This is a genomic window from Streptomyces gilvus (assembly GCF_022513565.1).
Classification (GTDB): Bacteria; Actinomycetota; Actinomycetes; order Streptomycetales; family Streptomycetaceae; genus Streptomyces; species Streptomyces gilvus.
Map to the genome: position 1 here is coordinate 1 of NZ_JAKWBE010000040.1, position 22,195 is coordinate 22,195.

The 22,195-nt window shown below is 69.7% G+C and carries 16 protein-coding genes and 2 pseudogenes; 10 read left to right on the top strand and 8 right to left on the bottom strand.

Annotated features, from left to right (window positions below):
• Positions 1-3,407: multifunctional oxoglutarate decarboxylase/oxoglutarate dehydrogenase thiamine pyrophosphate-binding subunit/dihydrolipoyllysine-residue succinyltransferase subunit (locus tag MKW14_RS37045; RefSeq protein WP_240870592.1), on the top strand; the 3,407-nt coding region annotated here is incomplete at its 5' end.
• A gap of 85 nt (positions 3,408-3,492) precedes the next feature.
• Positions 3,493-3,672 (top strand): DUF6104 family protein, encoded by a 180-nt coding sequence (locus MKW14_RS37050; RefSeq protein ID WP_153482227.1) that lies wholly within the window; start codon positions 3,493-3,495, stop codon positions 3,670-3,672.
• A gap of 470 nt (positions 3,673-4,142) precedes the next feature.
• On the opposite strand, the gene MKW14_RS41825 is transcribed toward MKW14_RS37050, so the two are convergent.
• Positions 4,143-5,186, bottom strand: a complete 1,044-nt coding sequence (locus tag MKW14_RS41825) for a hypothetical protein (protein ID WP_240870593.1) — start codon at positions 5,184-5,186, stop codon at positions 4,143-4,145.
• A 138-nt stretch (positions 5,187-5,324) separates the two neighbouring features.
• On the opposite strand from MKW14_RS41825, the gene MKW14_RS37060 reads away from it, so the two are divergent.
• Complete coding sequence (locus tag MKW14_RS37060) at positions 5,325-6,353, top strand: DUF4097 family beta strand repeat-containing protein (RefSeq protein ID WP_240870594.1); 1,029 nt, start codon at positions 5,325-5,327, stop codon at positions 6,351-6,353.
• Between the two features lies 1 nt (position 6,354).
• Complete coding sequence (locus tag MKW14_RS37065; protein WP_240870595.1) at positions 6,355-7,413, top strand: PadR family transcriptional regulator; 1,059 nt, start codon at positions 6,355-6,357, stop codon at positions 7,411-7,413.
• Positions 7,414-8,128: 715 nt separating this feature from the next.
• Here MKW14_RS37065 and MKW14_RS37070 read toward each other — a convergent pair.
• The 4 genes from MKW14_RS37070 to MKW14_RS37085 form a co-directional block, all read right to left on the bottom strand.
• Positions 8,129-8,701, bottom strand: coding sequence for a Clp protease N-terminal domain-containing protein (locus MKW14_RS37070; RefSeq protein WP_240870596.1), 573 nt, complete (start codon positions 8,699-8,701; stop codon positions 8,129-8,131).
• Positions 8,701-8,910, bottom strand: coding sequence for a helix-turn-helix domain-containing protein (locus MKW14_RS37075; protein ID WP_016437953.1), 210 nt, complete (start codon positions 8,908-8,910; stop codon positions 8,701-8,703). The genes MKW14_RS37070 and MKW14_RS37075 overlap by 1 nt, the downstream gene beginning before the upstream one ends.
• A gap of 108 nt (positions 8,911-9,018) precedes the next feature.
• Positions 9,019-9,984 carry a zinc-binding dehydrogenase gene (locus MKW14_RS37080; RefSeq protein ID WP_240870597.1) on the bottom strand — a complete coding sequence of 322 codons (966 nt, stop codon included), beginning with the start codon at positions 9,982-9,984 and terminating at the stop codon, positions 9,019-9,021.
• A 245-nt stretch (positions 9,985-10,229) separates the two neighbouring features.
• Positions 10,230-11,453, bottom strand: coding sequence for an NAD(P)-dependent malic enzyme (locus MKW14_RS37085; RefSeq protein WP_240870598.1), 1,224 nt, complete (start codon positions 11,451-11,453; stop codon positions 10,230-10,232).
• 571 nt (positions 11,454-12,024) lie between these two features.
• Here MKW14_RS37085 and MKW14_RS37090 point away from each other — a divergent pair.
• Genes MKW14_RS37090 through MKW14_RS37100 form a run of 3 tightly spaced genes read left to right on the top strand, consistent with a single transcriptional unit; the run spans position 12,025 to position 14,761 of the window.
• On the top strand, positions 12,025-12,990 hold the full coding sequence (locus tag MKW14_RS37090; RefSeq protein WP_240870600.1) for an ABC transporter substrate-binding protein: 966 nt from the start codon (positions 12,025-12,027) through the stop codon (positions 12,988-12,990).
• A gap of 32 nt (positions 12,991-13,022) precedes the next feature.
• Positions 13,023-13,958: an amino acid ABC transporter permease gene (locus tag MKW14_RS37095; protein WP_240870602.1), complete on the top strand. Its 936-nt coding sequence runs from the start codon at positions 13,023-13,025 to the stop codon at positions 13,956-13,958.
• 50 nt (positions 13,959-14,008) lie between these two features.
• Entirely contained in the window at positions 14,009-14,761 is a 753-nt protein-coding gene (locus tag MKW14_RS37100; RefSeq protein WP_165954883.1) for an amino acid ABC transporter ATP-binding protein, read from the top strand.
• Positions 14,762-14,873: 112 nt separating this feature from the next.
• On the opposite strand, the gene MKW14_RS37105 is transcribed toward MKW14_RS37100, so the two are convergent.
• Entirely contained in the window at positions 14,874-15,647 is a 774-nt protein-coding gene (locus MKW14_RS37105) for a class I SAM-dependent methyltransferase (RefSeq protein WP_240870604.1), read from the bottom strand.
• Between the two features lie 113 nt (positions 15,648-15,760).
• Between MKW14_RS37105 and MKW14_RS37110 the strand changes: the two genes are divergently transcribed.
• Positions 15,761-16,408: a CGNR zinc finger domain-containing protein gene (locus tag MKW14_RS37110; RefSeq protein WP_240870606.1), complete on the top strand. Its 648-nt coding sequence runs from the start codon at positions 15,761-15,763 to the stop codon at positions 16,406-16,408.
• Here the strand turns inward: MKW14_RS37110 and sodX are convergent.
• On the bottom strand, positions 16,294-16,725 hold the full coding sequence (gene sodX, locus MKW14_RS37115; protein ID WP_240870693.1) for a nickel-type superoxide dismutase maturation protease: 432 nt from the start codon (positions 16,723-16,725) through the stop codon (positions 16,294-16,296). The genes MKW14_RS37110 and sodX overlap by 115 nt on opposite strands.
• A gap of 145 nt (positions 16,726-16,870) precedes the next feature.
• On the opposite strand from sodX, the gene sodN reads away from it, so the two are divergent.
• Positions 16,871-17,266 (top strand): superoxide dismutase, Ni, encoded by a 396-nt coding sequence (gene sodN / locus MKW14_RS37120; protein WP_004983535.1) that lies wholly within the window; start codon positions 16,871-16,873, stop codon positions 17,264-17,266.
• 7 nt (positions 17,267-17,273) lie between these two features.
• Here sodN and MKW14_RS37125 read toward each other — a convergent pair.
• A pseudogene (locus tag MKW14_RS37125) lies at positions 17,274-17,984 on the bottom strand (site-specific integrase); the annotation flags it as partial.
• Between the two features lie 2 nt (positions 17,985-17,986).
• Between MKW14_RS37125 and MKW14_RS37130 the strand changes: the two are divergent.
• A pseudogene (locus tag MKW14_RS37130) lies at positions 17,987-22,042 on the top strand (RHS repeat protein); the annotation flags it as partial.
• Between the last annotated feature and the right edge of the window lie 153 nt (positions 22,043-22,195).

A 22,195-nucleotide genomic window follows, 5' to 3' on the forward strand; every position in this document is an offset into this window, starting at 1 on the left:
CCCAGCCGGCCGCCAAGCCCGCGCCCGCCGCCCCGGAGGGCCCGGAGCTGGTGACGCTGCGCGGTCCCGCCGCCGCCGTCGCGAAGAACATGAACGCCTCCCTGGAGCTGCCGACCGCCACCTCGGTCCGCGCGGTCCCGGTGAAGCTGCTGTTCGACAACCGCATCGTCATCAACAACCACCTCAAGCGCGCCCGGGGCGGGAAGATCTCCTTCACGCACCTGATCGGCTACGCGATGGTGCAGGCCATCAAGGCCATGCCGTCGATGAACTGGTCGTTCGGCGAGAAGGACGGCAAGCCGACCCTGGTCAAGCCGCCGCACGTCAACCTGGGTCTCGCCATCGACCTGGTGAAGCCCAACGGTGACCGCCAGCTCGTCGTGGCCGCCATCAAGAAGGCCGAGACGCTGAACTTCTTCGAGTTCTGGCAGGCCTACGAGGACATCGTCCGTCGCGCCCGCGACAACAAGCTGACGATGGACGACTTCACCGGTGTCACGGTCTCCCTGACCAACCCGGGCGGCCTCGGCACGGTCCACTCCGTGCCGCGTCTGATGCCCGGCCAGTCGGTGATCATGGGCGTCGGCTCCATGGACTACCCGGCGGAGTTCCAGGGCACCAGCCAGGACACCCTGAACAAGCTCGGCATCTCCAAGGTCATGACGCTCACGTCGACCTACGACCACCGGGTGATCCAGGGCGCCGCCTCCGGCGAGTTCCTGCGCGCCGTCGCCAACCTCCTCCTCGGCGAGAACGGCTTCTACGACGACATCTTCGAGGCCCTGCGCATCCCCTACGAGCCGGTCCGCTGGCTCAAGGACATCGACGCCAGCCACGACGACGACGTCACCAAGGCCGCCCGCGTCTTCGAGCTGATCCACTCCTACCGGGTCCGCGGCCACGTCATGGCCGACACCGACCCGCTGGAGTACCGCCAGCGCAAGCACCCCGACCTGGACATCACCGAGCACGGCCTCACCCTGTGGGACCTGGAGCGCGAGTTCGCCGTCGGCGGCTTCGCCGGCAAGTCGATGATGAAGCTGCGCGACATCCTCGGCGTGCTGCGCGACTCGTACTGCCGCACCACCGGCATCGAGTTCATGCACATCCAGGACCCCAAGCAGCGCAAGTGGATCCAGGACCGCGTGGAGCGCGGACACACCAAGCCGGAGCGCGAGGAGCAGCTGCGCATCCTGCGCCGGCTGAACGCGGCGGAGGCCTTCGAGACCTTCCTGCAGACCAAGTACGTCGGCCAGAAGCGCTTCTCCCTGGAGGGCGGCGAGTCCGTCATCCCGCTGCTGGACGCGGTCCTCGACAGCGCGGCGGAGTCCCGCCTGGACGAGGTCGTCATCGGCATGGCCCACCGCGGCCGGCTGAACGTGCTGGCCAACATCGTCGGCAAGTCGTACGCCCAGATCTTCCGCGAGTTCGAGGGCAACCTCGACCCGAAGTCGATGCACGGCTCTGGCGACGTGAAGTACCACCTGGGCGCCCAGGGCACCTTCACCGGCCTGGACGGCGAGCAGATCAAGGTCTCGCTGGCCGCCAACCCCTCCCACCTGGAGACGGTCGACCCGGTCATCGAGGGCATCACCCGCGCCAAGCAGGACATCATCAACAAGGGCGGCACGGACTTCACCGTCCTGCCGGTCGCCCTGCACGGCGACGCGGCCTTCGCGGGCCAGGGCGTGGTGGCCGAGACGCTGAACATGTCGCAGCTGCGCGGCTACCGCACCGGCGGCACGGTCCACATCGTCATCAACAACCAGGTCGGCTTCACCGCGGCCCCCGAGTCCTCGCGCTCGTCGATGTACGCGACGGACGTGGCGCGGATGATCGAGGCCCCGATCTTCCACGTGAACGGCGACGACCCGGAGGCCGTGGTCCGCGTCGCGCGGCTCGCCTTCGAGTTCCGCCAGGCGTTCAACAAGGACGTGGTGATCGACCTCATCTGCTACCGCCGCCGCGGTCACAACGAGTCGGACAACCCGGCCTTCACCCAGCCGCTGATGTACGACCTGATCGACAAGAAGCGCTCGGTGCGCAAGCTCTACACCGAGTCCCTGATCGGTCGCGGCGACATCACCCTGGAAGAGGCCGAGCAGGCCCTGCAGGACTACCAGGGCCAGCTGGAGAAGGTCTTCACGGAGGTCCGCGAGGCCGTCACCTCCCAGCCGGCCTCCGGCCCGGTGTCGGACCCGCAGGCGGAGTTCCCGGTCGCCGTGAACACCGCGATCTCCACGGAGACCGTGAAGCGGATCGCCGAGTCCCAGGTCAACATCCCCGACACCTTCCACGTCCACCCGCGTCTGCTGCCGCAGCTGCAGCGCCGGGCGGCGATGGTCGAGGACGGCACGATCGACTGGGGCATGGGCGAGACGCTGGCCGTCGGCTCCCTCCTCCTGGAGGGCACCCCGGTCCGGCTCTCCGGCCAGGACTCCCAGCGCGGCACCTTCGGCCAGCGTCACGCGGTCCTCATCAACCGCGAGACGGGCGAGGAGTACACCCCGCTGCAGTACCTCGCCGAGGACCAGGCCCGCTACAACGTCTACAACTCCCTGCTCTCCGAGTACGCGGTCATGGGCTTCGAGTACGGCTACTCGCTGGCCCGGCCCGACGCGCTCGTGCTGTGGGAGGCGCAGTTCGGCGACTTCGTCAACGGCGCGCAGACGATCGTCGACGAGTACATCTCGGCGGCGGAGCAGAAGTGGGGCCAGACGTCCGGCGTCACCCTCCTGCTCCCGCACGGCTACGAGGGCCAGGGCCCGGACCACTCGTCCGCCCGGGTCGAGCGCTTCCTCCAGCTGTGCGCGCAGAACAACATGACGGTCGCGATGCCGACCCTCCCGTCGAACTACTTCCACCTCCTGCGGTGGCAGGTGCACAACCCGCACCACAAGCCGCTGGTGGTCTTCACCCCGAAGTCGATGCTGCGTCTGAAGGCCGCCGCGTCGAAGACGGAGGAGTTCACCTCGGGTCAGTTCCGCCCGGTCATCGGCGACTCCACGGTGGACGCGGCCGCGGTCCGCAAGGTCGTCTTCGTGGCGGGCAAGCTGTACTACGACCTGGAGGCCGAGCGCGCCAAGCGCGGCGTCACGGACACCGCGATCATCCGCATCGAGCGGCTGTACCCGCTGCCGGGTGCCGAGCTCCAGGCGGAGATCGCCAAGTACCCGAACGCCGAGAAGTACCTCTGGGCGCAGGAGGAGCCGGCCAACCAGGGCGCCTGGCCGTTCATCGCCCTGAACCTGATCGACCACCTGGACCTGGCGGTCGGCGCGGACATCCCGGCGGGCGAGCGCCTGCGCCGGATCTCCCGCCCGCACAGCTCCTCGCCGGCCGTCGGTTCCGCCAAGCGGCACCAGGCGGAGCAGGAGCAGCTGGTGCGCGAGGTGTTCGAGGCGTAACCGCTTCCGCGGACAGCACGCGGCAGGGCCGCACCCCCTGGTGGGGGTGCGGCCCTGCCGTTTGCGCACCCCTATCCTGGACGGCATGTACTTCACGGACCGAGGCATCGAAGAACTGGAGAAGCGGCGCGGCGAGGAGGAGGTCACCTTCGAGTGGCTCGCCGAGCAACTGCGAGCGTTCGTCGACCTGAACCCGGACTTCGAGGTACCGGTGGAACGCCTGGCCACCTGGCTGGCCCGCCTCGACGACGAGGACGACGAGTAGGGATGGGGCGCGGGGGCGTTGAGGGGGGCGCGGGGGCCTTGACACGGGCGCGGGTGGCTGCGGGGCGCGGGGGCGTTTGACGGGGAGGGGACCGCGTGGCCGCCGGTCGCGACGCTCGTCACCCGCGGGGTGCGTGGCCGCGGGGCGGGGGGGCGTTGACGAGGCCCGCGTGACCACCGGGGTGCGGCGCCCGTCAATCGGGGCGATGCGTGGCAGCTGCTCGCGGCGCCCGTCACCGGGGGCTGCGGGGTCACAGGTTGCGGGTCTCCAGGGGCCTTTGACGGGGCCCGCGTGACCGCCCGGGTGCGGCGCCCGTCACCCGGGGCGATGCGTGGCAGCCGCTCGCGGCGCTCATGAACGCGGGCTACGTGTAGCCGGTCGTAGCTCGGGGGCGGGGCGTTGTCTCGATATGCGGTCGTAGCTCGGGTGCGGGCTCTGTCTCGGTGTCCGGTCGTGGTGGACGGAGGTCGTCAGTCCCACGGCCACACCGTTTCGTACGTCAGTCCCAGCGCCCCGTGCGCCAGCAGCAGCGTTCCCGCCGTGATCCAGCCGGCACTGCGGCGTCGCACACCCCAGACCGTGAGCGGAATGCCCGCCGCCACCTGGGCCAGTGCGAGGGCCCGGGAGCCGGGCGTGCCGGGCCACGGGAGCCAGGGGGCCGGGCGGACGGCCTCGGTCGCCTCCGGGTGGGCGCCGGTCGCTTCCAGGCTCGCGCCGGCCAAGCTCGCGCCGGCCGCTTCCAAGCTCGCGCCGCTCCATCCCGGGCGGACGCCCGTCTCCTCCGGAGGAACGCCCGTCGGGTCCGGGCGTTGCCCGGCCGCTTCCAAGCTCGCGCCGGCCATGCTCCCGCCGGTCGCTTCCAAGCTCGCGTCGGTCGTTTTCGGGTGCGCGGCGGGCGTCCCGCGCTTTCCCGGCCACTCGACCGGGCGCGCGTCCGGTGCGGCGCCAGCCGCCTCGCGGAGGCGGTCCGTGGGGTCGCCGGGTGCCATCCCCTCCGGCAGCGACACTCCCGCGCGCGTGAGGACGGCGAGCAGGGCGCGCAGACGCGCCCGGGCGTCGGCGAGCCGGGCGGGCTCGGTGAGACGGTCCAGCGCCTGGACGTCCAGGACCGGATCCAGGCCCAGGCGAGCGGCGAAGGTGTGCATCGCCTCGTCCTCGCCGGCCGGCGTGCCGTTGGCGAGCCAGACATAGCCGACGGGGCGGCGGAAGCCGGACGCGAGGACGTAACCGGCCCGGTCGGCGTCCCACCACAGGGCGAGCACGGGCCAGGGCGCGCCCACGGCGAGGGCGGTGGCCCAGCCGGTCAGGACACGGTCGACGGGTTCCCCGCCTGTCAGCCAGGGCGTGCCCTCCGGGACCAGGACGCTCCAGTCGTCACCGGCCCGGGTGAGCAGCATGTCCTCGCGGAGGAGCTGGGCCGCGGGGACGACGGACTCCGGCACGGCGCGGCACAGCAACAGGGCGCCGGGCGCGGACCCGGCGGCCGGACCGGTGCGGAAGGCCTCCCTCGACATGCTCACACGCTAGAGCGGTTCGCCCCTTCGGTCCTGTTGTGAGCTACCCCGAAAAGGTGTCTTGACTTTCCGTGTCCGCGATATATCGTGAATAGCAGAAGACGCGATATGGCGCGTTGGGACGGGGAGGTCCGCATCATGTCCGAGTGGTCCGTCGGGGAGCCGAGGAAGCTCACGTTCGACAAGCCCGTGAGGGAACTGCACGTCCGCATCGTCAACGGAACGGTGAACGTGGTGGGCACGGACGAAGGTTCCGCACGTCTGGAAGTCTCGGAGATCGAGGGACCGCCCCTGGTGGTCACCCAGCAGGGCGGCACCCTCACCGTCGCCTACGACGACCTTCCCTGGAAGGGCTTCCTCAAGTGGCTCGACCGCAAGGGCTGGCGGCGCAGCGCCGTCGTCTCCCTCGCCGTGCCGGCCGACACCCGCGTGGAGGTGGGCGTGGTCGGCGCCGCGGCCGTGGTCTCCGGCATCGAGGGCCGCACAGAGGTCAAGGGCGTCACCGGCGACACCACACTCGTGCGACTCACCGGCCCGGTGCGCGCCGACACCGTCTCGGGGAACGTGGAAGCCCAGGCCCTGCGCGGCGACCTCCGCTTCAACTCCGTCTCCGGCGATCTGACCGTGGTGGAGGCGGGCTCCTCGGTCAAGGCGGACTCGGTGAGCGGCTCGATGATCGTCGACCTGGACCCGACGAGCCGGCCGACCGACATCACCCTGGCGAACGTCTCGGGCGAGATCGCCATCCGGCTGCCGCACCCAGCGGACGCCGAGGTGGAGGCGAACACCGCGAGCGGCTCGGTCTCCAACGCCTTCGAGGACCTGCGGGTCAGCGGCCAGTGGGGCGCCAAGCGCATCACCGGCCGGCTCGGCGCGGGCAACGGCAGGCTGAAGGCCACGACCGTCTCGGGCTCGATCGCCCTGCTGCGCCGGCCACCGGTCGAGGAGGAGCCGTGGGACGTGGAGCCGGAGGACATCGGCCCGCTGGTCGAGGACACTCCGCCGGATTCCGGCCCCGGGACCTCCGACGCGAGCGGGCAGACCGGCCCCGCGGACACCCCCGAGGCCCAAGGACACGGCGACTCGGGGGACAATTCCGCTTCCGGCCAGGGCGACGGCGCGAGCGACGCCCCGGCCGACGGCACAACCGACAAGAAGGTGCTCTGACATGCCCCCCGTCTTCGCCCATGGCCGCCTGCGCCTCTACCTGCTGAAGCTGCTGGACGAGGCCCCGCGCCACGGCTACGAGGTGATCCGTCTCCTCGAGGAGCGGTTCCAGGGGCTGTACGCACCGTCGGCCGGCACCGTCTACCCCCGCCTCGCCAAGCTGGAGGCCGAGGGCCTGGTCACCCACACCACCGAGGGCGGCCGCAAGGTGTACGCCATCACGGACGCCGGCCGCGCCGAACTGGCCGACCGCAGCGGTGAGTTGGCCGACCTGGAGCTGGAGATCCGCGAGTCGGTGGCGGAGCTCGCCGCCGAGATCCAGGCCGATGTGCGTGGCGCCGCGGGCGATCTGCGGCGCGAGATGCGGGCGGCGGCCTCGGAGGCCCGCAGCGGTCCCGGTGGCAGGGGGCGCGGCCGGCAGGACGGTCCGCTGGGGGACTTCGCCGAGTACTCCGACAAGGAGTCCTGGCAGGCCGCCAAGGAGGAGATGCGGCGGGTCAAGCAGGAGTGGAAGGAGCAGGCCCGGCGGGCCAAGGACGAGAGCCGGCGGGCGCGCGAGGAGGCCCAGCGGGCCCGGCGTCAGGCCAAGGAGGCGCAGGAGCGGGCCCGGGCGCAGGCACAGGAGGAGGTACAGCGCATCGCCAAGCGGGTGCAGGACCAGGTACAGGACCACTTCGCGCGGGGTGACTGGCCGGCCGGGGTGCGCGAGGGGCTGACCGAACTGGCCAAGGAGTTCGGTGACTTCGGGATGAACTTCGGCAAGGAGTTCGGCAAGGACCTGGGCTTCGGGCGGGGCGGCAGCGGCACCTCCGCGCCACGCCCGGAGTACTCGCAGACGCCCGAGGACTTCCCCGCCGAGTACGAGCCGGCCTGGGCGCACGAGGACGCCACCGGGGAACCGGCCCGCGACCTCGACCGTCTGCTCGACCGTTTCCGGGACGACATCCGTGACGCCGCCCGCGACCACGGCGTCACGGACGACCAGCTCCGCGACGCCCGCCGCCATCTGTCCACGGCGGCGGCGCACATCGGCGCGATACTGCGCTCACCAAGAAGCTGAGGCCGAGGACTGCGCCCCTCTGTCAGACCGGCACCAGCCGCACTGCCAGAGGGGGCACTCCTCCCGTCCGTCGGGCCAAACACCGGCGGCCCGGACTCGAGCACGCACGCAGGCAGAGGCTCGGGCGCGGAGACGAGCGCGGGCGCAGGCACGGGCACGGGCTCGGCACCGGCCCGGACACCGGCGCAGGCGCCGGCCCCGGACACCGGTGCGGGCACAGGCCCGGACACGGGCTCGGACACCGGCGCGGACACGGGCGCAGGCGCCGGCGCGGACACGGGCGCAGGCGCCGGCCCGGACACCGGTGCGGGCACAGGCCCCGGCGCAGGCACGGGCACGAACACAGGCCCGGGCGCAGGCGCGGACACCAGCGCAGGCGCGGACACCAGCGCGGGCGCGGGCACGGGCTCGGACAGGGGCTCGGGCGCCGGCCCGGACACCCGTGCGGGCACAGGCGCGGACACCAGCGCGGGCACGGGCTCGGAGACGGGGGCGCGGAGACGGGTCGCGGATACCGGCACGGGCGCGGAGACGGAGGCGCGAACACCGGCGTGGGCTCGGGCACCGGCGCAGGCGCCGGCCCGGATACGGGTGCGGGCCGACTGGGACACGCTCTCGGGCACGGGTGCTTCTTCGAAGGGCCGGCCCATCCTCACGGCGCTCCACCCCAGGGGGTGGCCGCCGACTGCCCAACCGCCCCGCCCGCAGGGGCGGTTCAGCCGGCCTTCGCCTCGCCGGGCCCGCCATGGAGGACCCGGGACAGCGCCTCGTACGTCACCCCGTGGTCGGCGAGGACCTCGGCGGGGACGCCGGGCAGCAGGGTCAGCGACAGCAGGAGGTGCTCGTCGCCGATGTGCCGGTCGCCAAGGGCGACGGCCGAACGGAGGGCGCGTTCGAGGACCTGCTTGGCGCCCCGCCCGAAGGTGCGGCGCCCCTGCGACCACCACCCCTTGTCCCTGCGGTCGCCGGACATCGCCCCGACGCCGTGCACCTCCTCGACCCGGGCGACGATCTCCGACACGTCGATGCCCAGCCCGGCGAGCGCGTCGGCCTCGGCCCGGGACAGGCCGGCCCGCCGACGCGCCTCGGTCACCGCGCGCCGTACCGACTCCCTGCGCTCACCGTCCAACCCGAGCGAGGTGAGCGCGAACGAGCCCCTGCTCCCCTCCCTGTCGAGCAGTGCCAGCAGCAGATGGTCGGGGTCGACGGTCCGTGCTCCCGTCCGTTCCGCGTGCTCGACCGCGCTCTGCACCACCTCGCGGGCGTCCCTCGTGAACCGCTCGAACATCAATGCCTCCCGTACTTCTTGTGCACGGCCTGCCTGCTGACTCCGAGTTCCGCGGCGATCTCCTGCCACGACCAGCCCTGGTTGCGCGCACTGCGCACCTGCACCGCCTCCAACTGCTCCAGCAGCCTGCGCAGGGCGGCGACGGCGCGCAGTCCGACCCGTGGATCGCGGTCGCCGGCGCGCTCGGCGAGATCCGTTGCTTCGGTCATGTTGTCAACTTACGTTGACATCAGGGCCGCGTCAACCCCGGTTGACAAACGTCGACGGCCGGCCCGACAAAACGGGCCGGCCGTCGGCTGACGAAGCGACAGAGACGGTCAGTCGTTGGTGAGGACGACCTTTCCGAACAGCTCCCCGGACTCCATCCGCTCGAAGCCCTCCCGGGCCCGGTCCATCGGCAGCACCTCGTCGATGACGGGGCGCACACCCGTGGCGGCGCAGAAGGAGAGCAGGTCCTCCAGCTCGTCCTTGGTGCCCATCGTCGAGCCGACGACCTTGAGTTCGAGGAAGAAGATACGGGTCAGTTCGGCGTGCGAGGGCCGGTCGCCGCTCGTGGCGCCGGAGATCACGAGCGTGCCGCCGGGGCGCAGGGACTTGACGGAGTGCGACCAGGTGGCGGCGCCGACGGTCTCGATGACGGCGTCCACGCGCTGCGGCAGCCGGGCCCCCGACTCCACCGCCTCCACGGCCCCCAGCTCCACGGCCCGCTTCCGCTTGGCCTCGTCCCGGCTCGTCGCGAACACCCGCAGCCCCGCGGCCTTGCCGAGCACGATCGCGGCGGTCGCGACACCGCCGCCGGCGCCCTGCACGAGAACCGAGTCACCGGGCCGTACACCGGCGTTGGTGAAGAGCATGCGGTAGGCCGTCAGCCAGGCCGTCGGCAGACACGCGGCCTCCGCGAAGGAGAGCTCCTTGGGCTTGGGCAGGACGTTCCACGTGGGCACGGCGGTCTGCTCGGCGAAGGTGCCCGGGTAGCGCTCGGTGAGGATGGAGCGCGGCTCCCTGGGGCCGACCCCGTGCCCGCTCTGGCCGATCACGGAGTGCAGGACGACCTCGTTGCCGTCCTCGTCGACGCCGGCGGCGTCGCAGCCGAGGATCATCGGCAGCCGGTCCTCCGGGAGGCCGACGCCCCGAAGCGACCAGAGGTCGTGATGGTTGAGGGAGGCGGCCTTGACGTTGACGGTGCTCCAGCCGGGCCGGGCCTCGGGAGCCGGACGCTCCCCCAGTTCAAGGCCGTTGAGCGGCTGGTCGCGGTCGATTCGGGCGGCGTAGACGGCGAACATGACCTTGACGATAGGCGCCGACCGGAACCGACGGAACCGTATGGCCCTGTGACACACGCCCTCTTGCCACACGCGCCTTCCTGTCACGCGCCCGGCCGCCACCCGCCCGGCGTCACCCGTCCCTCGTCACCCTTCCTTCGTCACCCAGCCCTCGTCACCCTTCCTCCGTCACCCGAGTGAACGTGCGGGCGGGTAAAGGAATGGCCCCGCCCGAACGGGCGAGGCCATGCCGGGCCGACCGCGCGTCAGCGGCGGGCGACGCCCTCCGCACGGGCCGCGGCGGCCACCGCGGCGGTGACCGCCGGAGCCACCCGCTCGTCGAACGGCGACGGGATGACGTAGTCCGCGGCGAGGTCGTCCCCCACCACGCCCGCCAGCGCCTCGGCGGCGGCGATCTTCATCCCCTCGGTGATCCGGGAGGCCCGCACCTGCAGCGCGCCCGCGAAGATCCCCGGGAACGCCAGCACGTTGTTGATCTGGTTCGGGAAGTCGGACCGCCCGGTCGCCACCACGGCCGCGTACTTGTGCGCGACGTCGGGGTGCACCTCGGGGTTGGGGTTGGCCATGGCGAAGACGAACGCGCCCTCGGCCATCGAGGCGACGGCCTCCTCCGCGACCGTACCGCCGGAGACGCCGATGAAGACGTCCGCGCCCTCCAGAGCCGCCTCCAGCGACCCGGTGAGACCGGCCTTGTTGGTGAAGGAGGCGAGCTCGCGCTTGACGTCCGTGAGGTCGTCCCGGTCCGCCGAGACGACGCCCTTGCGGTCCGCCACGGCGACGTCGCCGATACCGGCCTCGACGAGCATCCTGGCGATGGCGACACCCGCCGCGCCGGCACCGGAGATGACGGCCCGCAGGTCCGCGAGCCCCCTCCCGGTGAGCCGGGCCGCGTTGCGCAGGGCCGCCAGCGTCACGACCGCCGTGCCGTGCTGGTCGTCGTGGAAGACCGGGATGTCGACCCGCTCCTGGAGCCTGCGCTCGATCTCGAAGCACCGGGGTGCCGAGATGTCCTCCAGGTTGACCCCGCCGAAGGACGGAGCGAGCCGCACGACGGTCTCGATGATCTCGTCGACGTCGGTGGTGTCCAGCGCGATCGGCACGGCGTCCACGCCGCCGAACTGCTTGAACAGGATCGCCTTGCCCTCCATCACCGGGAGGGAGGCCTCGGGGCCGATGTCCCCGAGTCCGAGCACGGCCGTACCGTCGGTGACGACGGCCACCACGGACGACTTCCACGTGTAGTCGTGGACGAGTTCCGGCTTCTCCGCGATCGCGGTGCACACGCGCGCGACGCCGGGTGTGTATGCGAGGGACAGGTCGTCCTTGTCCCGGACGGGCACGGTGGCCTGCACGGCCATCTTGCCGCCACGGTGCAGCGCGAACGCCGGATCGAACGAATCGAGGGGCTCCGCCCTGCCGTCCTGGTCCGTACTGCTGTCGCTGCGAGGATTGACGATCTCCGCTGCCACTTTGTTTTACCCCTTAAATCTTCATTGGTCTGAGGGTGGCCACTCCTGGTGAGAAGTGGGCGGGACCGCGCATGCCCCGATCTGTTGATGCGTACGGGTCATACGCGACGGGCGCGCCGCACACGCGCCTCGAGCCCCGGATGAGGGGTGTAAAGAACCTTCTTACCGGACGACCGCGTCGAGGACGAGTCCATTAAGCGCTAGGTCACACTCCGGGCACTGAAGGTGACGCACAGGGGAAGAGAATCGTCACGAATTGTGCGTACACGTCCTCGACGATCGCCTGACCGGCGGTCGAACAGTGATCAACGCCTCCCGGCCCCGTTCCGCATCCCGAGACACGCCGGAGATCCTCCGGCCGGAATGAGGGATTCCCGCAGATGGTCCTGCCATGTTGTCCTGACCTGAGGCGGTTCGGAGGTCACCCGTTATCCGATTTTGACATCTTCGGCCCCCTGAACGGCTCCGTCCGAATGGCAGGATGCGGTAAACCCACGAGGTCGCGACACCCGAAGGTGTGTGTTCTCGTCGACCCATCGGCAACTCCACCCATCCGCCGGAGGAACCCAAGATGACCGCAAGCTCCACCCGTCGTACGACCGCCGCGCACCACCGTCTGGCCGCGGTCGGTGCGATCGCGGTCGCAGGCGCCCTGATTCTCACCGGCTGCGGTGACCAGACCAAGAACAAGGACAAGGGCGGCAGCAGCAACAGCGCGCAGGCGAGCTCGGCCCCGCTGGCGAGCAAGCTTCCCGCCTCGATCCGCGACAAGGGCGTCATCCGGGTCGGCTCGGACATCGCCTACGCCCCGGTCGAGTTCAAGGACAGCTCCGGCAACGTCGTCGGTCTCGACCCGGACCTCGCGGCCGCCATGGGCAAGCAGCTGGGCGTGAAGTTCGACTTCCAGAACGGCACCTTCGACGCCCTGCTCACCGGTATCCGCTCCAACCGGTACGACATCGCGATGTCCGCGATGACGGACAACAAGAACCGGCAGGAGGGCGTCGACCCCGACACCGGCAAGAAGGTCGGCGAGGGCGTCGACTTCGTCGACTACCTGACCGCCGGCGTGTCGATCTACACCCGCAAGGGCGACACCAAGGGCATCACCTCCTGGTCCGACCTGTGCGGCAAGAAGCTCGCCGTCGAGCGCGGCACCGTCTCCGAGGACCTGGCCAAGGCCGAGGCGAAGAAGTGCCCGAGCGGCAAGAAGCTCACCATCGAGCCCTTCGACGACGACCAGCAGTCCCAGACCCGACTGCGCTCGGGCGGCGCGGACGCGGCCTCCTCCGACTTCCCGGTCGCCGCGTACGCGGTGAAGACCTCCGGCGGCGGCAAGGACTTCCAGATCGTCGGCGACCAGGTCGAGGCGGCGCCGTACGGCATCGCGGTCGGCAAGGGCAACACCCAGCTGCGCGACGCGCTGCAGGCCGCGATGAACGCGGTCATCAAGAGCGGCGAGTACGAGAAGATCCTCGCCAAGTGGGGCGCGCAGGACGGCGCCGTCAAGGAGTCCGTGATCAACGGCGGCAAGTGATCGCGCCCGGCGGGCACTGAGAGGCAACACCCGTGACTTCTGACATCGACAGGACGGCCGGGCCGAAGGGCTCGCCGTCAGCCGGACCGGAGGCCATCAAGGCCATCCCGGTCCGGCACTACGGGCGGTACGTGACCGCCGTCATCGCGATCGCGATCCTCGTCGCGATCATCTACGCGTTCGGCCAGGGCAAGATCAACTGGCACGCGGTACCGGACTACTTCTTCGACCACCGCATCCTCACCGGCGTCTACAAGACCCTCCTGCTGACGGTCCTGTCGATGCTGATCGGCATCGTCGGCGGCATCATCCTCGCCGTCATGCGGCTGTCGAAGAACCCGGTGACCTCGTCGATCGCCTGGTTCTACATCTGGTTCTTCCGCGGCACCCCGGTCCTGGTCCAGCTGTTCCTCTGGTTCAACCTGGGCCTGGTCTTCGAGTACGTCAACCTCGGGCCGATCTACAAGAACTACTGGTCCGACTTCATGACGCCGCTGCTGACGGCGCTGCTCGGCCTCGGTCTGAACGAGGCCGCGTACATGGCGGAGATCTGCCGCGCCGGCCTGCTCGCCGTCGACGAGGGCCAGAGCGAGGCGGCCCACGCGCTGGGCATGAGCTACGGCAGGACGCTGCGCCGGATCGTCATCCCGCAGGCGATGCGCGTGATCGTGCCGCCGACGGGCAACGAGGTCATCAACATGCTGAAGACGACCTCGCTCGTGGCGGCCGTCCAGTATCCGGAGCTGTTCCGCTACGCCCAGGACATCGGCCAGAACTCCGGCGCCCCGGTGGAGATGTACTTCCTCGCCGCGGCCTGGTACCTGATCATGACGTCCGTGCTCAGCGTGGGCCAGTACTACATCGAGCGGTACTACGCGCGCGGTTCGAGCCGCGCCCTGCCGCCGACCCCGTGGCAGAAGGTCAGGGCGCACCTGACGACCTTCTCGAGCAGGAAGGTCACGGCATGACCGACAAGCCGGGCAAGACGGACGCCGTCCCCCGCGACAGGTCCACCGCGATGGTCAAGGCCGAGGGCGTGCACAAGAGCTTCGGTCCGCTCGAGGTGCTCAAGGGCATCGACCTGGAGGTGAGGTCGGGCGAGGTGTTCTGCCTCATCGGCCCCTCCGGCTCCGGCAAGTCGACCTTCCTGCGCTGCATCAACCACCTGGAGAAGATCAACGCGGGCCGGCTGTACGTCGACGGGGAGCTGGTCGGCTACCGCCAGCAGGGCGACAAGCTGTACGAGCTGCGGGACCGCGAGGTGGCCCTCAAGCGCCGGGACATCGGCATGGTCTTCCAGCGCTTCAACCTGTTCCCGCACATGACCGCGCTGGAGAACGTCATCGAGGCGCCGGTCCAGGTCAAGAAGCAGAACAAGGCGGAGGCCCGCGAGCGCGCCCGGCAGTTGCTTGACCGGGTGGGCCTGGCCGACAAGGCCGACAGCTACCCCTCGCAGCTCTCCGGCGGCCAGCAGCAGCGGGTCGCGATCGCCCGGGCGCTCGCGATGGACCCGAAGCTGATGCTCTTCGACGAGCCCACCTCGGCCCTCGACCCGGAGCTGGTCGGTGACGTGCTCGACGTCATGCGCGACCTCGCCGAGTCGGGTATGACGATGGTCGTCGTCACCCACGAGATGGGCTTCGCCCGCGAGGTCGGCGACAGCCTCGTGTTCATGGACGGCGGCGTGGTGGTCGAGTCGGGCCACCCCCGCGAGGTCCTGACGAACCCACAGCACGAACGGACGCAGTCGTTCCTGTCCAAGGTCCTCTGAGGTCCTCCGAAGTTCCTCTGAAGGTCCGCTGAGGGTCCGCTGAGGCTCCTCCGGCGGTACGACGGCCAAGGGGCGGTACGGAACTCCCGTACCGCCCCTTCGCGTCGGGCACCTACTTCAGGGCCAGCAGCAGCGTGTCCGACGGGGACGCCCACACCGCGCGGGCCTCACCGAAGCCCTGTTCGCGCAGCACGCGCGCGTGCCAGGCCGCCGAGGGCATCTCGCCGTCCGCGTGGGAGCCGTAGATCTCGAAGCGGCGGGCCGTGGGGGCGGCGAGGACCGGGTCCTTGGCGGCCAGGGCCCACCACTCGGCCCAGTCGAGGGCGCCGTCGCGCATCGAGCGCTCCATGCGGGCGCGGCTGTGGGTGGCCTCGGTCGCGTTGATCCGGGGCGTGGTGTCGTCGGGCATGTGGTCGGCGTTCATGAACACTCCGCCGTGGCGGACGAGCCCGGCGATCCGGCCGTACAGGACCGTCAGGGGGTCGCTGCGCAGCCAGTGCAGGGCGGTGGCGGTGAGCACCGCGTCGTAGGTGTCGTACGGCAGCCGCTCCGGCCAGCGCGGGTCCTGGAGGTCGGCCTCGACGAGGGTGACGCGCTCGTCGCCCTCGAAGGTGCCGCGGGCGATGGTGAGCAGGGCCGGGTCGAGGTCGACGCCGGTGCTGGTGGCGTCCGGGAAGCGGTCGAGCAGGCGGGCGGTGATGCTGCCGGTGCCGCAGGCCAGGTCGAGGACGCGCGGCTCGCGGCCGACGAAGGCCTCGACCATGTCCAGCATGGTCCTGAAGCGCTCCTCGCGGTCCGGCATGTACCACTCCTGCTGCCGGTCCCAGCTCTGCTGCCAGGCCTGCCAGTCGGTGCCCGTCGTACCGGTTCCGGTCGTGGTGGTCATGGAGTCCCCTTCTCCGTTCGGCCGCGGAACGCCCGCTGCGTAATACCCTGGGAGCGTAGGCAGCCGTTACTTATCCCGCCCATGACCATAGAGCGCCTCGGTAAGGACTACAAGTGGAACTGGCCTATTACTCGGACTACGCCGTACGCCTCGTGAACACCGAGGAGCCGGCCCGGGGCAAGGACTCCCTGACCTCCATCGAGGCGGTCCGCGACCTCTTCGGCGCCAACCAGTCGGCGGCCCGGCGGGCCACCGACGCCGACGTCACGCGCTTCCGTTCGGTCCGGGGGCGGCTGCGGTCGGTGTTCGAGGCGGCGGACAAGGGCGACGAGACGCTGGCGGTGGACCTGTTGAACTCGCTGCTGCTGGAGTTCCCGGTGAGCCCGCAGATCTCCGGGCACGACCACCGCGACGACGACGGCCGCCCGCTGTGGCACATGCACCTGGCGGACCACCCCTCCAACGCGACGGCGGGCTACGCGGCGATCGCGGCGATGGGCCTGGCGTTCCATCTCACGGAGTACGGCGTGGACCGGCTGGGCCTGTGCGAGGCGACGCCGTGCCGCAACGCCTACCTGGACACCTCCACCAACCGCTCCCGGCGCTACTGCTCGGACCGGTGCGCCACCCGGGCGAACGTGGCGGCCTACCGCGCCCGCAAGCGCCTGGAGGCGGACCGGTCGGACAGGACGGGCCTGGCGGCCGACAGCGCCCAGCGCACGAGCGCGAACGGCGAGCGCCGAGGGGGCAGCGGGCGGTAGCGGAAGCGCGCCTTGGCCAGCACGAGGTCCTCCGGGACGGTGCCGTAGTCCGTGCTGTCGCCGCCCGCGTAAGGGTTGTCGCCGAGTACCCACCAGCCGCCCTCGCGGCGCTCGGCGGCCCGCTTGACGACGAGCAGGTCCTGCTGGAAGGGGTGTCGCAGGACCACCACGTCGCCGGGGCGGATCCTGGCTCCGTACTGGACCACGAGGCGGTCCCCGTGATGCAGCGTGGGCACCATCGAGGGGCCGGTCACCTCGGCCACCCCGAAGGGCAGCAGCGGCTTTCCGCGCTCGATGTCCTGCGACAGCTCCGGCATCCCCGGCACCTCCCCTGTCCGTTCCTCCACCAGTCTCAGTCTGACCCCGGACTTTTGTCCTAAGCCCTGGGGGGCACTCGCCAAATCGCCTTCTCCAAGGAGTAATGTCGCACCTGAGAAGACGATCACGAGGAAGGAATGCTTCATGCTTTCCCGCCTGTTTGCCCCCAAGGTCAAGGTCAGCGCGCACTGCGACCTGCCCTGCGGTGTGTACGACCCGGCCCAGGCCCGCATCGAGGCGGAGTCCGTGAAGGCCGTCCAGGAGAAGATGGCCGGCAACGACGACCCGCACTTCCAGGCGCGTGCCACCGTCATCAAGGAGCAGCGTGCCGAGCTCGCGAAGCACCACGTCTCGGTGCTCTGGAGCGACTACTTCAAGCCCCCGCACTTCGAGAAGTACCCGGAGCTGCACCAGCTGGTCAACGACACCCTGAAGGCCCTGTCGGCCGCCAAGGCGTCCACCGACCCGGCCACCGGCCAGAAGGCCCTCGACTATATCGCCCAGATCGACAAGATCTTCTGGGAGACCAAGAAGGCTTGATCTATGGCTAGGCCGTCTGACCTGCGGTTTCGCGGGTCGCATCGCCTACCTGTCCGCACCCGGTCCGCAGGCCGCCGAGCACGGCGTCCATGACGGTCCGGGTGCGGTCTTCTTCTCCCGGCCACAGGTGCGCGTAGATCCGCAGTGTGATGACGGCGGACGCGTGGCCGAGAACCAGCTGGACCTGCTTGACGCTCGCACCGCCGGCGATGAGGGCGGAGGCGTAGAAGTGGCGCAGGTCGTGGGTCACCATGTGCGGCAGCTCGACGGGCTTGCGGCCCTCGCGCTCGGCCGCCTCGTTCTCCGCTGATTGGAGCGTCCTGCGAGCGCAGTTCCACTCCGTCTTCCAGCGGCGGTAGTTGAGGGGCTCGCCCTCCTCCATCGTGAACAGCCACTGCTTGGAGGGGCGCACGGCGAGGTGCGCGAGGAGAGCGTCCGTGACGACCTCGCCGACCGGGACCGTACGCCGCGACTTGGCGGTCTTCGGCAGGCCGATCTTCCCGGACTGGAGGCGCTGCCGCTCGACGCGGATGGTGCCAGCCTTGAAGTCGACGTCCGACACCTTCAGGCCGAGCAACTCGCCTATTCGCAAGCCTGATCCGGCAAGGGTGACGATCGCCGCGCGGATGTACGGCGGCATCACGCGGGCCATGGCCTCGACCTGCGCGACCGTGGGCGGGGTAACCTCCTCGTCCGGCATGGGCGGGAGGGTGATCCGGCCCGTCCGCCCCGACGAAGATCGTCTCCACGGACTATCCGTCGAGTTCCTGGGTCAAGGGCGCGGGCCAGGCAGGCACGGTCACAGTCACCCCGCCAGCCTCGGACCACAACTGGCTGGAGTGGTCCCTGGACGGTGTGACCTGGACCAAGGTCTCCACCGGCGGGTCGACGGCCGCCAAGGCCATCAGCGTCACCCCTCCGAAAGACGGCACGCACACCCTCCAGGTCCGCGCGGTGGACAAGGCGGACAACAAGTCCGAGCCGATCGAATACATCTTCCACGCCGGACCGGGCGGTTTCATCGAGCCCTCCGACAGCGAGCGCACCGCGCGCCGACTGCCGCTGACCGCCGAGGCCGACTCAGGCAAGTACAACAGCGTCTCTTTTTCCTGGCGCCGTTCCGAGGCGGACAGTTGGGTGAAGATCCCGGTCGGTGACATTGCCTCTGGCGGCGGCACGCTGACGGCATGGCCGGTGCCGCTGACTAACGGCAAGAACGCTCAGTTGGTCTGGGATGCCTCCAGTACCGTCAACCCGGACGGCACGGTGCAGATCAAGGCCGACTTCACCGGCCCGAACAGTGCCTCGGGCAGCTCAGGACCGCTGACCGTGGTCGTCGACCGCACTGCTGACACCGCTGCGGTACAGGAGGTCGGCCCCGGCTCGGTCAATCTGCTCACCGGCGACTACACCCTCTCTGCCTCCGACGTGGCCTACTACGGCATGACCGTCACCCGCACCGCCTCCTCTCGCACGCCCACCGAAGGCGCCGAACAGGAAGGACAGGTACCGCTCTTCGGTTCCGCCTGGGTTTCCGGGGTCACCGCAGAGCTCACGGAGTCGGACTACTCTTTCCTTCGCCGCGTGTCCGACACAGCCGTCACCCTTATCAAGACCGACGGCACCAAGGTCGGTTTCACTGCGAACGCGGGCCGCACCGGTTGGGTTCCGGAGCCCGGGGCGGCGGATCTCACCCTGACTGGCAGCGTGAGCGCCTCGTTCGCCCTCCGCGACGGTGAAGGCGTTATCACCGAGTTCGCCAAGCCCGACTCCTCAATGGACGCCTGGCAGGTCACCACCTCGCGCCTCGACGGCCTCGCCACGACCAGCACGACCATCAAATCCGAAACGGTCGTCCAAGGCGGCAAGACCCTGGCACGACCGGTACGGATCGTGGCTCCGACCTCTGCAGTCGACAACGCCACCTGCTTGTCCACACCCACCACGAAGGGTTGCCGCGTACTGGAGTTCGTCTATGCAACCTCAACCACCGCAACTCAGACGGCCTTCGGCGACTACACAGGACAGGTCAAGGACGTCCGGCTGTACGCCACTGGCAAGGGCGGTACGTCGTCGACGGCACTGTCCGTCGCGACTTACCGTTACGACACCAATGGGCAGTTGCGCCAGCAGTGGAACCCGAGGCTGAGCCAAGACACCCAGACGCAGTACTCCTACGACGCATCCGGACGGGTCGTCCGATACCAGTCGACCACCGAGCAGCCATGGACCTTCACCTACGGCAAGGCCGGTGACACGGCGGTCGCAGGGGAAGGAATGCTGCTCAACGCATCGCGCCCCGCGCTCAAGCAGGGCACCGCGAACACGGTCGACGGCAACGCCGTGACTACGCTGGTCTATGGCGTCCCTCTCACCGGGACAGCAGCCCCCTACAAGATGGGCGCCAGCGATGTGAAGGCGTGGGCCCAAACGGACGCGCCGACGGATGCCACCGCTGTTTTTCCTGCCGACTCAGTACCCAGTTCCTCAACCGGTGCTGGTCTCGCAGCCACAGCCTACGGTCGCGCCACCATCAGCTATTTGGACGCGTCCGGCCACACAGTGAATGAGGCCACCCCAGGCGGACACATCTCCACCGCCGAATCGGACCGCTTCGGCAACACCGTCCGAGAACTCACTGCAGCCAACCGGTCGGTCGCCCTGGGGCTGACCGCCGGTAACAAGACGGTCCAGGCGGACCTGGGCATCGGACAGCTCGGCTCCGCGGAGCGTGCCCTGCTCCTGTCCACGATCACCGTCTACAACGACACAGGCGTCCGTGAACTTCAGGAGTTCGGTCCGCTGCGACGCATCGACCTCACCTCCGATCTCAAGTCCGGTACAACCACCCTGGCTTCGACCGGTACCTCCGTGACTGGCCGGAGCTGGACCGTGAAGGAATACGACACCGACCGTCCCACCGACGGCACGGCTAACGTGCGGGACCAGATCACCCGCACGACCCTCGGGGTCCAGGTGCGAGAGCACCCCACCGTCCAGGGCGACGCCCGTGTCACGCAAACCGTCTACGACTGGACACGCGGCGTACCGCTCAAGAAGATCCAGGACCCGGCCGGTCTCGCCCTCACCACCAGCTACCAGTACGACGACAAGGGCCAGGTGACGAAACAGATCCCTCCCGGCGCGGCCGAGAGTGACACCGCCACCCAGGTGACCACCTTCTGGTCCGCCACCGCCACCGGCACCGGTACCTGCGCCGGCCGTCCAGAGTGGGCCGACTTGCTCTGCTCCTCAGGGCCCGGCGGCGCCATCACAGGCGGCGGAAGCAATCCCAACCAAATGGCCACCTACGAGTACGACTCCTGGGGCAACACCGCATCGATCACCAACACGGCCAACAGCACCACACGCACCACCACCACGACCTACGACACTGCCGGTCGTGCATCGATCGTCACGGTGAGCGGTGGCCTGGGCCAGGCCGTGCCGTCCACCACGACCACGTACGACGCCTCCACGGGGCGCGTCATATCCGTGACCTCCACGTCCGGCGGGACGATCACCAAGGGTTACGACACTCTCGGACGCCTCATCTCGTACAAGGACGCCGACGGTGGTACCACAATTACCGAGTACGACCGCCTGGATCGGCCGGTGAAGGTCACCGACAGCGTGCCTTCCACCCAGACCTATACCTACGACCAGACTGTGGAGCCGCGCGGACTGGCCACCACGATCACTGACTCCGCCGCCGGATCCTTCACAGGAACCTACGATCCCGACGGGCTCCTGGTCGGCGAGAAACTGCCTGGCGGATACTCCCTGGCCATACGCACCGACACCACCGGTACGCCGGTCGAACGCTCCTACACTCGCGACAGCGACGGAGCGCTCGTCTACAGCAACGGCGTCGCAGAATCCGTCCACGACCAGACGACCCGCAACGCGGGCTGGTCCGACCAGAACTACACCTACGACGCAGCAGGCCGCCTGACGCAGGTCCAGGACACCGCAGATACCGTTTGCACCCGCCGTGCGTACGGCTTTGACGCCCGCACCAACCGCAAGACACTGAACACGGTGGCGGGCGGACCGGGCGAGGACTGCCCGACCTCGGGCGGAACAGCAGTCACCACAACGTACGACTCGGCCGACCGCGTCGTCGCAACGGGCTACGTCTACGACGCCTTCAGCCGTACCACCACGCTGCCGGGTTCCGTCACAGTTGGTTATTTCGCGAATGACATCGCGCGACAACTGACGGCGGGCACCCAACGACAGACCTGGGACATCGACTCCGCACTGCGGTTCCGCACCTGGACCGTTGAGGACAGGACGTCCGGGACCTGGACCCAGGTAGGCAGCAAGACGAACCACTACGACTGCGACTCCGACAGCCCACGGTGGATCGTGGAGGACAACGCGACTGGCGCCGTCACCCGCAATGTCTCTGCACTGGAAGGAGGACTGGCCGCCACGACGAGCGCTGCTGGCGACACGGTGTTGCAGCTCTCCACAGTTCATGGCGACGTGGCGCTGCAACTACCCCTCGACTCGTCTGTGGCACCGATCGCGCTCGACACCGACGAGTACGGCAATGTACGCGCCGACGCGACAGCTTCCCGGTACGGATGGCTGGGGGTCCGGCAGCGGTCCGGAGAGACGATCACCGGCGACATGCTCATGGGCATCCGGTTGTACGACCCGACCACCGGACGCTTCCTTTCTGTGGACCCGGTCTTCGGTGGCGGCGACAACCGCTACGGATACCCGGGCGACCCCGTCAATAAGAACGACCTCGACGGCCGCAAGTGGAAGTGCAAGGCCAAGTGCCAGCTGGCCGGCCGGGGAGCACACTGCACCGGATACATCTACGGGGCAGGGTCAGGCCACAGCCAGGAAGCCGCCGCCAGAGACGCGAAGCGGGACGCAGGGCAACAAGCTCCGCGCGGCTGCTATCCCCGGCAC

Bases quoted from the DNA above. Each gene is read 5' to 3' on its own strand.
- MKW14_RS37080 (WP_240870597.1), bottom strand. From the start codon at position 9,984: ATGTTCGCCGTCTACGCCGCCCGAATCGACCGCGACCAGCCGCTCAAC.
- sodX (WP_240870693.1), bottom strand. From the start codon at position 16,725: ATGCCGGAGCTGTCGCAGGACATCGAGCGCGGAAAGCCGCTGCTGCCC.
- MKW14_RS37050 (WP_153482227.1), top strand. From the start codon at position 3,493: ATGTACTTCACGGACCGAGGCATCGAAGAACTGGAGAAGCGGCGCGGC.
- sodN (WP_004983535.1), top strand. From the start codon at position 16,871: ATGCTTTCCCGCCTGTTTGCCCCCAAGGTCAAGGTCAGCGCGCACTGC.
- MKW14_RS37065 (WP_240870595.1), top strand. From the start codon at position 6,355: ATGCCCCCCGTCTTCGCCCATGGCCGCCTGCGCCTCTACCTGCTGAAG.
- MKW14_RS41825 (WP_240870593.1), bottom strand. From the start codon at position 5,186: ATGTCGAGGGAGGCCTTCCGCACCGGTCCGGCCGCCGGGTCCGCGCCC.
- MKW14_RS37075 (WP_016437953.1), bottom strand. From the start codon at position 8,910: ATGACCGAAGCAACGGATCTCGCCGAGCGCGCCGGCGACCGCGATCCA.
- MKW14_RS37090 (WP_240870600.1), top strand. From the start codon at position 12,025: ATGACCGCAAGCTCCACCCGTCGTACGACCGCCGCGCACCACCGTCTG.
- MKW14_RS37100 (WP_165954883.1), top strand. From the start codon at position 14,009: ATGGTCAAGGCCGAGGGCGTGCACAAGAGCTTCGGTCCGCTCGAGGTG.
- MKW14_RS37105 (WP_240870604.1), bottom strand. From the start codon at position 15,647: ATGACCACCACGACCGGAACCGGTACGACGGGCACCGACTGGCAGGCC.
- MKW14_RS37070 (WP_240870596.1), bottom strand. From the start codon at position 8,701: ATGTTCGAGCGGTTCACGAGGGACGCCCGCGAGGTGGTGCAGAGCGCG.
- MKW14_RS37060 (WP_240870594.1), top strand. From the start codon at position 5,325: ATGTCCGAGTGGTCCGTCGGGGAGCCGAGGAAGCTCACGTTCGACAAG.